The following is a 13,031-nucleotide window of genomic DNA, read 5'->3' as shown; positions in this document are numbered from 1 at the left end:
TCCCCCTGCCTCAACCACAACGGTTCCAAACTGGCGCACGCCGTATTTTTGGGCCAGAGAAGGATTCTGTTCCGGGTCAACTATGCGGTAAGAAACCCGCGGGTTCTGGTGATTGTATTCCGCCAGTAAATCTTCAAATCTTTCTGCCTCCTCGCTCCCGGAACGAAAGAAGCCGATAATCTTTACTTCCCGGTCAAGCCGTGCCAGCACTTCTCTGGTCTGTTCGGACAAGGTGTAAATCTTCCCCTCCGTCCAGTCTAGCCGCCAGGTGAACCGGTTGGCCAGTACATTCAACAGCACAATAATTCCCAGCACCGCAAGAGTATAAATCAGGCGATTCGTTCCTTGTTCCCAGGTGTGAAGGTTTTGCCAGGCTTTTGAACGGCCCATGAAGTTCTCCCCCCTTTAAGCGCCGATTCTCCGGCTGATGTTCTGCACTGCAAGAAAGAGAAAGGCAGCAACTATGCTCAGGTAAAAGACCACATGTTTGATGTCGACTATCCCCTTAGTAAAGTCTGCAAAATGCTCCCACAGGGAGAGGTAACCTGCTAAATCCGATAAAATACCAAGGGAGGTTCCTGACAGCCAGCTAAAAACCCAAAAGATAAGGAGGATGCCAAAACCGAGCACCCCAGCTACCATTTGGCTGTTGCTGAGGGAAGAAGTGAAAACCCCTACGGCCAGAAAAGCCGCTCCCATGAGGAAAAAACCTAAATACCCTGACAAAATTGGACCCATATCGGGCTCTCCTACTGAGTTTAAGATAAGAGGATATACCCCGCTCAACACCAGTAAAAGGATAAAGAGTATTAGGATAGCCAGATATTTGCCTAATACCACCTGAGTAACCGAGACCGGCGAAGTCAGCAACAATTCTTCTGTCCCGTTTTGCACTTCTTCCGCCAACAAACGCATGGTAAAAACAGGTGCCAGCAACAGGAAAACAATAGCCATATTGCCCAGGAAGACTCGCATTTCCGCTATTCGGTTAATTAAAAGGATAGCGGAAAAAAAGTAACCGGAAATGAGCAAGAAAATTGCCGTCAAGACAAAAAACAGGGGTGATAGCAGGTAACTGGTTAATTCCTTGCGACATATAGCCCAAATTTTAACCATCTGGACCACCTCCGGACCGTTTCCTTCATTCCCTGGTAACCAGCTGCAAAAACACTTCCTCTAGAGACAAATCTTCATTGCGCATCTGAAGGATAGGATATCCTGCGCCAGCCATGGCGAAAAATATCTCCTCCCGGATATCCTCCTGGCTGCTGGAATTGACGCTGAATACACAACGACCGGCAGCCTCCTGTTTTAGCTCTATTTCCTGCACCCCCGGCACCTGTGCCAGAAGATTTTTCACGGTGCCGGCCGGACCTTTGACTTCCAGTTCTATTCTGGGAGAACCCCTTAAACTGGCAGCCAACCCCGCCGGCGTATCCTGGGCTATCACCCTCCCGCGATCAATAATTATTACTCTTTCACAGATCATACTAACCTCCGGTAAAATATGCGAACTCAAAATCACCGTACGCCGGCCGGCCAGTTCCTTTATTAAATTCCTGACTTCCATAATCTGTTTAGGATCCAGTCCGGTAGTAGGCTCATCCAGCACCAGTATCTCCGGGTCACTTACCAAAGCCTGGGCCAATCCCACTCTCTGCCGGTATCCTCGAGACAAATTGCCGATTAAACGCCCCTGAACTTCGGTCAGATTTAATTCTTCCAGCAAAGTATCCACTCGCTTCCTGATCTGCCGCCGGGGTACCTCTTTTATCTCCGCCACAAAAGAAAGATAAGAGCGCACCGTCATTTCTCGATAGAGAGGGGGGGTGTCCGGCAAATACCCGAGTAATCTTTTTACTTCCAGGGGCTTCTGGGAAACCTCCAGGCCGTTGACCAGGACTTCTCCCCGGCTCGGCTGGAGGTAACCGGTGATAAGCCTCAGCGTAGTCGTTTTACCGGCGCCGTTAGGCCCCAAAAGCCCCACCAGTTCCCCCGGCTTAACCTGAAAGGAAAGATTTTCAACGCCCACTTTATCTCCGTAAAATTTACTCACTTCCCTGAGTTCAATCAACTACTTCCTCCCCCTTGTGTCTTCCTCAATAGTAACCGTTACATAGCGGGTCTTTCCGTCCCGGAATATTACCAGCACCACTCGCTCTCCGATTTTGGTTTTGCGTACCTGTGTCTGGAGATCCGCAGGCGTTTTGATGGGCACCTTATTGTATTCCAGCACCACGTCGCCTCTTTGCAAACCGGCCTTATCCGCCGGACTTCCCGGAACCACCCAACTAATTACCGCCCCTTCCGCTTTTTTCAGCCCGAAGTAATCGGCCAGTTCCGGAGTAACCGGCTGCACTAACACTCCCAACTGCGGCCTTACTACCCGTCCCTTTTCTATCAACTCATCCAAAACCGATTGAACGGTACTGCTGGGAATAGCAAAACCTATCCCCTGGGCTTGGGCATTAATAGCTGTGTTGATGCCTACTACCTTTCCCTGCAGGTTGAGTAAAGGCCCGCCGCTATTACCGGGATTGATGGAGGCATCGGTTTGCAATAAGTCCCTGTAATGCCTGTCCTGAACTTTAATCGGGCGCCCCTTGGCACTGATAACTCCCACGGTAACGGTATGGTCTAAGCCGTAGGGATTACCAATGGCAATAACCCAGTCTCCTACCCTTACGTCCTCCGAACGGCCCAATTCCAAAGTGGGAAGTTTTTTCTCCGCTTCGATTTTCAGTACCGCCAGGTCCAGCTCGTAATCAGAACCTACCAGTTTGGCCGTAAAAGGTTTCTCGTATCCGGTTACAAATACTTTGATTTCATCGGCACCGGAAATTACATGTTCGTTCGTAAGAATATAACCGTCTTCCGAGATTATAAAACCGGAACCTAGTCCCTGCTGTATTTCTGGCTCTACCGGAAAGTTAAATTCAAAACCAAAAAAATCGCGGAAAAAGGGATCATCAAAAAAGGGATTAAAGCTACGGTGCCCCTGCCGCTTGGCCACCGTTTCAATTTTGACTACTGCCGGACCGGCCTTCTCTACAATATCCGAAATGCTGGTACCGACAGGAGGAGATAGGACAACCCCTGAAGGCTGAAGTGATGATTGATTATCTTCCGCTGGATAATCTTTGGCCAGGGCTATGCCGACCAGGTCATGATGGTAAAAGACAAGACTTCCTCCCAACAAAATCCCGGCTATAAAAATCGAAATGAATAAAAATCCCCATTTAATCTTAGACCTCATGCATATCGCCTCCCCGCTTACATTATTGTTATTAATTATCTTTGAGAAACCTTAAAATAACCTTAAAAAATAAAAAATGCCCTAACCAAAGGGCATACATCAAAGGGAACGACCGGCGTAGCCAACCTGATATATATCTGGTCGGCGGTTTTTCAGCGAAGGTATTTGTTCCCGCACTCTTCGCAGATAATTCAGGTCAATTTCTGCCACCACCACGGATTCCCCTTCAGGAGCCAGGCCTAAAACGTTGCCCCAGGGATCAACGATCATGCTTTTGCCGTAGGTGGTATAGGTTTTCTTTTTACCGGTTTGCCCGGGGGCAATTATATAGCACTGGTTTTCAATAGCCCGCGCCCTCAGAAGAGGTTCCCAGTGATCCTTCCCGGTGTGCATGGTGAAAGCCGCTGGGACAAAGATCATCTCCGCCCCCTCCAGGGCCATGATCCGGTACAGTTCCGGAAACCGAAGATCGTAACAAATGGAAAAGCCTACCCGGCCCAAGTCGGTATCCGTTACCACTATACTCTTCCCAAATTCACGAGTCTTAGACTCCCTGGAAACCGGCCCCCCGCTCAATTCCACATCGAACAGGTGAAGCTTGCGGTACCTGGCCACAATTTCTCCCCGGGGATTCAAAAGCACACTGGTGTTATATAGTTTCTCCGTCTCGGGAGCTTTTTCCAGGATACTGCCGCAATGGAGCCATATTTTATACTTTTCGGCCAGCGCCACCATCCGCTGGATGGTCGGTCCCGGGATATACTCGGCATTAGCTTTTTCCTCGCGGGGTGAACCCATAAAATTGAAAGTTTCGGGAAGGGCTACCAGAGAGGCACCTCTGTCTGCTGCTTCCCCAATAAGCTCTTCAGCCCGTTTCAAGTTCTGATCTTTATGTTCCTGGGTATCCATTTGCACAGCGGCAGCTAAAAACTTTGCCAAGCTCTCACCTTCTTTTGCTTAAAATTATATTTCTTTCATTTCGCGGTCATTTAGCCACTTCCCTTCTTGCTGAACAATACTACCGGGGATCGTCCCGGCCCGCCTCACCCAGGCTTAACAGTTCGGAAAGAGTTAATATTTCATACCCTTCTTTTCTTAGCTCTTGAATAATAGCCGGCAAAGCCTGATCCGTCTGCTTACAGGAATCGCTGGCATGAAATAGGATAATGGCCCCCGGAAAAACTCGTTTTTTTACCCGCCTGATCATATAATCCACTCCGGGGTTTTTCCAATCTAGAGAGTCTACCGCCCATATTACAGTTTCATAACCGTATTCCCTGGCCGTTTCGACCACCAGGTCGTCGTAATCGCCGTTGGGCGGCCGCAGGTATTTGGGAGTTTGCCCGGTAATCTCTTTAATAATCGCATGAGCTTCCTGAATATTTTCCACAATTTGTTCGCGATTGTAACTGCTCATGTTGTCGTGCCTGTGACCGTGATTGCCTATTTCATGGCCTTCCTCAGCTATGCGCCTGGCCAGATCGGAATGTCGCTTGGTCCAGGGACCGGAAATAAAGAAAGTCCCTCTGACGTCGTATTCTCTTAGCACTTCCAACACCTTCGGAGCCATTTTATGGCCCCAACTGATATCAAAAGTGAAAGCCACTTTTTTTTCATTGGTTTTTACGTAAAATATGGGCGGACTGGTCTGGGATACAACTTTGATGCTCACCGGAATTTCTGTTTCTCGAAACAACAAAAAACGCCCTGCCAGCACTAACACTACTACCATCAGAGCCACTAATATAATTTCTCTTCTCCCCCGCATAATAACCCCCCTTCCCTAATTTCTCTTGCCATTATATTTCTAGGGGCTTAAAAATAGACGTTTTAATTTTTTATATTGACAGCGTAATTATGGCATAGTATAATAAGTATACCCTTAAGGGGTATGATTCGGAAAGGAGGCTAACTATGCTTAAAAAAATCTTCATGTTCCCCGTTAAACACCTGGTGCTAGTAATTCCTGCCGTTTTGACCATTGGATTTTTAACCGGCAGTTATTTTGATACCTCTTTTTTGAAAAATTTCATCCTGCCGGCTACCTTTATGATGATTTATCCTACGATGATAGGCTTCCGGCTGAAAGAAGCTGTTGACTTGAGTCATAACCGAGTCGTTCTTACCTCTTTGGCGGTAAACTTTCTCCTTGTACCTTTGCTAGCTTACCTGCTGGGAAATACCTTTCTCCTTAACCATCCTCAACTGTTTGCCGGACTTGCTCTTGCTTCCCTGTTACCTACCAGTGGGATGACCATATCCTGGACCATGCTTAACCGGGGGAACGTGCCTGCCGCCGTAAAAATTACTGTTTTAGGCCTGCTACTGGGTTCCCTGCTGGCTCCGTGGTACCTGTTGTTTATGGTAGGTAAATATGTACCGGTTGATATTTGGAAAACCTTTCAAATTATTGCTGCTCTGATATTCTTGCCGCTGGTGCTGGGGAACATAACCTATCGTTTCCTGATGAAACGATACCCTCCCGCCGTCTTTAAAAAAGATATAAAACCCCTGCTCCCCGGCATCAGCGTTTGTTTTATGCTATTTATAGTCTTCTCTAGCATGAGTATGAAGGCCAAAAAAATTTTCAGCCAGCCCGACCTGCTCTTGCAGTCGGTCGTTGTCATAGTGCTGTTCTACCTGGGAGTTTTCATAATCAGTACCATTTGGGGACGAATCTTTTTGGACCGGGAAAACAGCATAACCCTGGTCTACAGCACAGCCATGCGCAACCTTTCTTCTTGCTTGGGACTCGCTCTGGCCACTTTTGGAGCGGAAGCCGCCCTTCTCATCACTCTTGCCTTTATTGTCCAGGTTCAGGCGGCTGCCTGGTATGGGAAACTGGAACAGAGGTTTAACTTTTTCCGTGAATCCAGTAGAGCACCGTTGGCCCCCAGACATCATTAGCCCTGTTAATAACAACTACCTATTTTCAGCCGGCTCCATTTAATATACAATGAATGTAGGTAGCAAAATCTTAAAGAGAGGTATAGACCATGAAGCGAGTCTTAATTCTGTTTCTGGTAGCTATGCTTGTTTTGGGAGTTGCCGGCTGTACGACCAGGGGTGAGCCGGAGGGCGTGAACCAAAACCCGTCTCCTCCACCTGATTCCGGCCAGCCGAAGGAAACAACAAACGACAAGATAACTGTGACTCTTTATTTCGCCGATACGCAAGCCATGTACGTGGTTCCGGAAACCAGGGAAATCACCCTGAACGACGAAGAGAAACAGTCCCAGGAAAAACTGGTTAAAAGGATTCTTGAGGAACTGATAGCCGGTCCCGTTTCGCCTTCCCTGCATAGAACCATCCCCGACGGGGTAACCGTCAACGCGGTTGACATCCAGGGCGATATTGCATATATCGACTTCAGCCGGGAGATGGTCGCCAACCACTGGGGAGGCGCCGCAGGAGAAGCCATGACCATTAATTCTATCGTCAATACCCTGACCGAATTGGAAGGAATTAATAAGGTAATGATGACGGTAGATGGCGGAACCATGCTTATAGAACACATGGTTATCGAGGAGCCATTGGAAAGAAACGAAAGCATGATAAAACCTTAATAAGAGGCGGAAACGCCTCTTTTTTTATTGCTTATTCGATTTAAAAACAGTGAATGTTAAGCCGGAATCATTTCTCAAACCTTGACAGATGGCATCGTATTTGCAGTAATCATTACACAACACACAGATATTCTCATCCGAGGAGGGAAAATATGGTTTATAATACCACAGGTAGACCCTTTTTAGGCTATTTTTGTTCTTATGTTCCCGTGGAAATCATTACAGCTGCGGGTTTTGTTCCTTACCGTCTTACCGGAGACAAAAAGGCTACTACGCTTGCCTACTCCTATGTTCCACCCAACTGCTGCTCCTTCCAACGCAGTGTGCTGGAAAGGGCATTGCGGGGAGATTTTGACTTTCTGACCGGAATCGTTATTCCCCAGACCTGTGACGTAATGCGTGAAATTTTTGATGTCTGGGAAGAATACACCTCTTATGCATTTTACCATCGCTTGGCTGTACCACTCCGGGTAAATACTCCGGCAGCCGTCGACTTCTTTGAAGAGGAACTGGTAAAACTGACCACGGCTCTTTCCAAAATCAGCCCCCGTAAAATCACTGGTGAAACTTTGAGAGAAGCTATTGTTACCCATAACCGTCAGCGGCAGTTACTCCAGAAGATTGCCAAAACCCGTTCTTTTTCTACCGGTTTGAGCGGTAGGGAGTTTATGGAACTGCTGTTCAGGACCTTTAGGACACCACCGGAGAAAAGCATTTCCCAGCTAGAGACTGTCCTCAACTCTGTACCCGCCGAACAGGCAGAAGAAGCCGAAAAACTGCGTTTCATGGTCCTCGGTAGTGTGATTGACAACCCGGAAATAATATCTCTTTTGGAAAACGGTTCTGGTATGATAGTGGCTGACGATCTTTGCTACGGCCGTCGTTTCTACCGCCTTCAAGTGGATACCAGGGAAGAGCCCCTTAAAGCTCTGGCCACCACCTATTTAAGAAAAATAAACTGTCCGTGCAAATTCCCGGGTGAACGCCGCTGGGAAGCGATACTGGAAGAGGCGCAGCGGGTTTCAGTTGATGGGATGGTGTTTTTACTTCAAAAGTTTTGTGATACCCACCGGTTCGAACAGCCGGACTTAGAGCGAAAATTAACTGCCAGCGGATATCCGGTTCTGGTGCTAGAAATCGAAAATCAAACGGCACCGGAGACCCTGAGTACCCGGGTTCAGGCTTTTACGGAAATGCTTGCCACCCGGCGATCAATTACCGGCAGGAAGGAGAGAGGATGATGAACGCGAAAACGGTTAAGGTTCTGGAAAGTTCCCGCCAGCTTTCCCAAATAATCAGGAACACCTACCGGGAAGCTCATGAGAAAAAGGCAGAAGGCAAAAAAGTGGTCTGGTCTAGTGGGATAGCACCGGTAGAACTGTTTCATGCTATGGATGTAGTTCCGGTTTTTCCCGAAAACTATGCAGCCGCCTGTAGTGTTAAACAACTGGGACTAGAATTGCAACAATTGGCAGAATCTTCTGGATATTCCCCTGACCTTTGCTCCTATTTTCGTTCAGACTTGGGGCATATTATGGGCAACTGTACTTATTTGGGCGGCCTACCTGCGCCGGACGCGGTAGTGGCCAGCCGCAATCTGTGTACCACTCATGTCAAATGGTTTGAAATTCTTGCCCGTCGTTTCAACTGTCCTATGTTTGTATTGGATCAACCTCTGGGGTCCTTGGGAGCGGAGCTGGAACCCGAGCCTCACCGCCTGGCTTACGCGGTAACTCAGCTTAAAGAACTGATCAGCTTTCTGGAAAGACTTACCGGAAAACCCTTTGATCCCGACCGCCTGCAGGAAACAGTAAACCTCGGCGACAGGGCAGCTGCTCTTTGGATAACTATTAACGAAAGTCGCCGGGCCCGCCCGGTACCGATCAGCAGCACAGACATGCTGGGCAACCTTTTTGTGCTGGTCGTGCTCTCCGGTACCCAAACAGCTGTAGATTTTCTCGAAAAAGTTGCTATTGAAGTAACCAACCGGGTGGCGCAAGGCGTCGGGGTGGTACCCGAGGAACGTTATCGCCTTTTATGGGACGTAATGCCTCTCTGGTACAACATGAGGCTGTTTGAGCGTTTCCAACAGCACGGAGCCGTATTTGCCGTGGAGCTGTATAATTACGGTAGAGTATGGGGACAACGACTGGATCCTGCCAATCCCCTAGTGAGCCTGGCTCGTCGTAACCTGACCCATATTTTTAATATCGACGGACCTACCCGCGTTAAACTGGTTTCTCAAATGATTAGGAATTTTCAAATCGACGGGTATGTTAACCACGTCATTCGAAGCTGTATTGTTCTGAGTACCGGTACATATCACCTGGCCAATCAAATACACAAAGAACTAAATCTCCCTGTTTTGAGAATTCACAGTGATCATTGTGACCCACGTGCCTTTACCCCGAGTCAGGTGGAAAGCCGCCTGGAAGCTTTTCTTGAAATGCTCGAATCCAGACAAAGAAATGGTATACAGGCTTAATTGAATGAAAAACGGCTGCACTCCCGGAGCCAGGAGCCGCCCCTTCCTGGCTATTCCGGGAGGCAGCCGTTTTTTAGCGGATTATTTTCTAGTTTTTCGTATAATCATAAAAGCCCTTACCACTTTTCACCCCAAGATGACCCGCCTCGACCAGTTTGCGCAAAACCTGCGGGGGCCGGAAGCGGTCACCGTAAGCCTCGGTAAGATTTTCAGCTACAAAGAGCATGGTATCGAGACCGACGTAGTCTGCCAGTTCAAAAGGACCCATGGGATAATTCAGGCCCAACTTAACCGCCTTATCAATATCCTCTATCGAAGCCACCCCTTCCTCCAAAACTCTCATACACTCAATCATATGAGCCGCCAGGACACGACTCGTAACGAATCCCTGGGCATCCTTCACCCTAACCGTTTCCTTACCCAACCGTTGAGAAATATCTTCTATAGTAGCAACTGTCTCCGGTGATGTGTTTCGTCCTATTACGATTTCTATCAATCGCATGACGGGCGGTGGATTAAACCAGTGCATACCGATAACTTTATCAGGACGCTGGGTGGCCGCTCCAATCGCCGTAATACTCAGCTCCGAAGTGTTCGTCGCCAGGATCACCTCTGGACGGCATACCACATCCAAACGCCGGAAGATGTTTTTCTTCAGTTCCAGGTTCTCCGGCACCGCTTCAATAACCAGGTCTGCATCTTCAGCCGCTGCCTCCAAATCAATGAATCCCTGGATACGGCTGAGAACGGTCTCCGTACTTCCCGCAGGAATCTTTCCCGCCTTTTCCAAACGCTGCAAACTTCGGCGAGCCCTGTGCAGTCCCTTCTCAATCAACTCGAAGGTCAAATCTACAAGATGCACCTGAAATCCATTTTGCGCGGCTACCTGGGCAATACCGCTGCCCATTAACCCCGCTCCCAAAACGGCAATAGTTTTGATTGACAAGGTGTTTTCCCCCTTTCCTCGGCTTTAAGCTTATACCTCCACCAGCATGGCTTCTCCCTGGGCCAGGCCGCCACATATGGCAGCTACTCCTTTTCCACCGCCCCTACGTCCAAGTTCATACAATAAAGTCATCAAAATTCTGGCTCCACTGGCTCCAACAGGGTGGCCGATAGCAATAGCACCGCCGTTAACATTAATTTTCTCATGGAGGGCTCTTGCTTTGTCTTTATCTCCCCCGGCCAAAACCAGACTTGAAACTAAGGGCATGGCTGCAAAGGCTTCATTGATTTCAATTAAGTCAATTTCTCCCAGATCGATGCCAGTCCGACGAAGTAATTCTTGAATAACTATTCCCGGAATACTGGCAATATAACGGGGGTTCGTGGAACGTCCAAGGGCAGCCTTAATTCGTCCCAGAGGTTTAATACCCAAACTGTCTGCCTTTCGGCGGCTCATCAACACCAGGGCAGTTGCCCCATCGTTAAGCCCGGGCGCATTGCCCGCCGTAACGGTAGGGCTACCGTATACGGTGGGCAACTGGGCCAGTTTTTCTAAAGTAGTGTCAGGCCGGGGCTGCTCGTCACGCTCCACCTGTAGAGGAGGTCCCTTTTTCCGGGGAACCTTTACGGGAACTATCTCATCTTTAAATTTTCCGGCTGCCAAGGCTGCGGCATAACGTTTCTGGCTCTGTAAGGCCCAGCGGTCCTGATCCTCTCGCGTAACCCCGTATTCAAGCGCTACTTCACCGGCATCTACAGAAACAGGATTATATCCTTTGTATTCCAAACCGTAATTGAAGTCCTCTATGACCAGATGTCCTATCCGGGTTCCCCACCGGATTACCGGTGGAACCAGATAGGCCATCCGGCTCATGCTTTCCACGCCCCCTGCCAACGCAACCTCTGCCTGGCCGCTGGCAATAGACTGATAAGCCAGGCGGGTAGCCAAAAGACTTGAACAACATGCCGTATCTACCGTCACTGCCATTACCTCAGGAGGGATACCTGCCTTAAGGGCGATCTGTCTTCCTACTACCGACGGAGTCTCTGCCTCCGGTGCAAAACAATGCCCTATGTAAACTTCTTCAATAACTTCCGGGCTTATACAGGCCCTTTCTACCGCAGCCTCCACCGCAATTTTCCCCAGTTCCACCACCGGAACATCTTTCAGGCTGCCCAAATAGCGTCCAAAAGGAGTTCGGGCGGCACTGACCACCACAACTTCCTGAACCAATGTTTATCCTTCCTTTCCTTAGTTTAATTTCCAAAATTATAAATGCCGCTGAAAGAAATCCACTGTAAGCTGCCAAGCAGAAGAAAATCCACCTGGGGAAAAACTATGCCCTTCCTTCGGTATGATTTTTACTTCACAAGGCTTACCCAATTGCCTGAGTTTTTCCGCCATGGCCACTGAAGATTTGGCCAAAAAGACCCTCCTTCCATATATTGAATTCACCAGGTCAGGCATGTGCGGGGGTTAATTCTTTTTTAAAACATTCGTACATTTTTTGAACCGAAGGAGGACAACCTCTGATAAGCACCGCGTTTGGGTGCTTTCTGTTTGCATCACATGCGCACTTGCCCAAACAAAATACCTTGCTCGCCTCGGGGCTAGCAATCGTTTCTCTACCCATACATATTTCTATTCCTTGAAAATTTGCCCCGGCATTTTCCCGGAAAAACTTGTTCAAAGCGGCGAAAATACCAAAACCACAACCGGAACAGATGGACACTCCGGGGTCTTCCATGCGAATACCGGAAATGTTGTACCGTTGCATTAAGTCCCGGGGCCATCTATCCACCCACTCCAGCGGTTTACGGAGTTCCTCCACTTTTTCTCCCCGTATTTCTCCAGGCTCGACGGTTAAAGACCGGTCAGTTAATTCGGCAAAAATGCGCAGGTGCCCGACCTGCTCAGGCTCAATTCCCAACAGCCTGCTTCCAACTATATCCACTTGCAATATATCCTTCCCGGCCACCAGCAGATCAGTTCTGTGTACGTCTTCTCCCACCGGACCCTTCTGCATGGCAAAAGTACCGTCTATCACCGTAAGATCAACCTTTACTTTAGTACCGAGGAGGGCAATCATACGTTCCAGACCGTATCCGTGAAAATCTTTCTTGGATTTAAAGCTAAGAATACCTTTTAAGTTTTTCAGCCCCAGGGATACTTGGGTCTGGTGATGAGTTTTTAAAACCGGAAGGTTAATTACAAAATCCGCATCCAAAACCCGGCGGGCAATTTGTACCTTCAATCCTTCCAGATCAACCATAACGAAAGGCCCTTCATTAAGATCAATTAAGGGAACATTCAACCGTTCCGCCATTTCCACATATCCTGCCCATTCGTAGGCCGTAAAGGTATTTAGCCTGAGTTCCGGGTGTATGACCCCTCCGTCGGCTATTTCTATTTTCGAGCAACCCGCCTCCCGCAGAAGACTAATCATACCTTCTACCACTGTAACACTGGTAACCTGCCCGTGGGGCGGTTGATTCCGGCGACCCCGCATAACCATATTGGGTTTCAACAGAATTTTATCGTTCGGTTTCAAACCTTTGAACCCCTGGCAAAGCTCTATTACCCGCCTCAAACTTTCCAGAATGTGGTTCACTTTTGTTAAAGCTACGGACATTTTTCTTAAACCCCCGGATGTTTTACTATCATACTTTTTTGAAAATATATTTAAAAGCAATATTAATGCCATCAGTTGAATAGATTTTTACGCATAAAAAAACTCTCCTCAACGGAGAGCTGTTGCAATTTTGGTACAATGTATTG

Annotated in this window: 14 protein-coding genes; 4 read left to right on the top strand and 10 right to left on the bottom strand. The window is 48.3% G+C overall.

All coding sequences use genetic code 11. The features are described from left to right. The 6 genes from KKC1_RS00640 to pdaB all read right to left on the bottom strand — a co-directional run. Positions 1 to 390 (bottom strand): DUF7088 domain-containing protein (locus KKC1_RS00640; RefSeq protein ID WP_192868011.1); only part of this gene is annotated, 390 nt, incomplete at its 3' end. A gap of 15 nt (positions 391 to 405) precedes the next feature. Continuing rightward, positions 406 to 1,116: an ABC transporter permease subunit gene (locus KKC1_RS00635; RefSeq protein WP_088552580.1), complete on the bottom strand. Its 711-nt coding sequence runs from the start codon at positions 1,114 to 1,116 to the stop codon at positions 406 to 408. Between the two features lie 25 nt (positions 1,117 to 1,141). Next, positions 1,142 to 2,074: an ABC transporter ATP-binding protein gene (locus KKC1_RS00630; RefSeq protein WP_088552579.1), complete on the bottom strand. Its 933-nt coding sequence runs from the start codon at positions 2,072 to 2,074 to the stop codon at positions 1,142 to 1,144. Next, positions 2,075 to 3,256, bottom strand: coding sequence for a S1C family serine protease (locus tag KKC1_RS00625; protein ID WP_088552578.1), 1,182 nt, complete (start codon positions 3,254 to 3,256; stop codon positions 2,075 to 2,077). A 99-nt stretch (positions 3,257 to 3,355) separates the two neighbouring features. Beyond that, complete coding sequence (locus KKC1_RS00620) at positions 3,356 to 4,195, bottom strand: carbon-nitrogen hydrolase family protein (protein WP_192868010.1); 840 nt, start codon at positions 4,193 to 4,195, stop codon at positions 3,356 to 3,358. A 79-nt stretch (positions 4,196 to 4,274) separates the two neighbouring features. Further along, positions 4,275 to 5,024 carry a polysaccharide deacetylase family sporulation protein PdaB gene (gene pdaB, locus KKC1_RS00615; RefSeq protein WP_088552577.1) on the bottom strand — a complete coding sequence of 250 codons (750 nt, stop codon included), beginning with the start codon at positions 5,022 to 5,024 and terminating at the stop codon, positions 4,275 to 4,277. Between the two features lie 146 nt (positions 5,025 to 5,170). Between pdaB and KKC1_RS00610 the strand changes: the two genes are divergently transcribed. The 4 genes from KKC1_RS00610 (at position 5,171) to KKC1_RS00595 (ending at position 9,307) form a co-directional block, all read left to right on the top strand. Continuing rightward, positions 5,171 to 6,163 carry an arsenic resistance protein gene (locus KKC1_RS00610; RefSeq protein ID WP_088552576.1) on the top strand — a complete coding sequence of 331 codons (993 nt, stop codon included), beginning with the start codon at positions 5,171 to 5,173 and terminating at the stop codon, positions 6,161 to 6,163. A gap of 89 nt (positions 6,164 to 6,252) precedes the next feature. Then, positions 6,253 to 6,822, top strand: a complete 570-nt coding sequence (locus KKC1_RS00605; protein WP_088552575.1) for a GerMN domain-containing protein — start codon at positions 6,253 to 6,255, stop codon at positions 6,820 to 6,822. 152 nt (positions 6,823 to 6,974) lie between these two features. Further along, positions 6,975 to 8,063: a 2-hydroxyacyl-CoA dehydratase subunit D gene (locus KKC1_RS00600; RefSeq protein ID WP_192868009.1), complete on the top strand. Its 1,089-nt coding sequence runs from the start codon at positions 6,975 to 6,977 to the stop codon at positions 8,061 to 8,063. Then, on the top strand, positions 8,060 to 9,307 hold the full coding sequence (locus tag KKC1_RS00595; protein WP_088552573.1) for a 2-hydroxyacyl-CoA dehydratase subunit D: 1,248 nt from the start codon (positions 8,060 to 8,062) through the stop codon (positions 9,305 to 9,307). Before KKC1_RS00600 ends, KKC1_RS00595 begins: the two co-directional genes overlap by 4 nt. 88 nt (positions 9,308 to 9,395) lie before the next feature. Here the strand turns inward: KKC1_RS00595 and KKC1_RS00590 are convergent, their stop codons facing one another. The 4 genes from KKC1_RS00590 to KKC1_RS00580 are packed head-to-tail and all read right to left on the bottom strand — an operon-like array spanning position 9,396 to position 12,885. After that, positions 9,396 to 10,247: a 3-hydroxyacyl-CoA dehydrogenase family protein gene (locus KKC1_RS00590; protein WP_088552584.1), complete on the bottom strand. Its 852-nt coding sequence runs from the start codon at positions 10,245 to 10,247 to the stop codon at positions 9,396 to 9,398. Between the two features lie 36 nt (positions 10,248 to 10,283). Then, positions 10,284 to 11,486, bottom strand: a complete 1,203-nt coding sequence (locus KKC1_RS00585; protein ID WP_088552572.1) for a thiolase family protein — start codon at positions 11,484 to 11,486, stop codon at positions 10,284 to 10,286. A 36-nt stretch (positions 11,487 to 11,522) separates the two neighbouring features. Beyond that, entirely contained in the window at positions 11,523 to 11,678 is a 156-nt protein-coding gene (locus tag KKC1_RS15920; RefSeq protein WP_153802832.1) for an alpha/beta hydrolase family protein, read from the bottom strand. Positions 11,679 to 11,712: 34 nt separating this feature from the next. After that, the gene (locus KKC1_RS00580; protein WP_192868007.1) at positions 11,713 to 12,885 is read right to left on the bottom strand and encodes a DUF362 domain-containing protein; all 1,173 of its coding nucleotides are present in this window, start codon (positions 12,883 to 12,885) and stop codon (positions 11,713 to 11,715) included. Positions 12,886 to 13,031: the final 146 nt, after the last annotated feature.

Origin of the sequence: Calderihabitans maritimus (assembly GCF_002207765.1) — a bacterium.
In the GTDB taxonomy this organism is placed as follows: Bacteria; Bacillota; KKC1; order Calderihabitantales; family Calderihabitantaceae; genus Calderihabitans; species Calderihabitans maritimus.
Note: the sequence above shows the minus strand (reverse complement) of the source record. Positions and strands in the feature narration are given on the sequence as shown.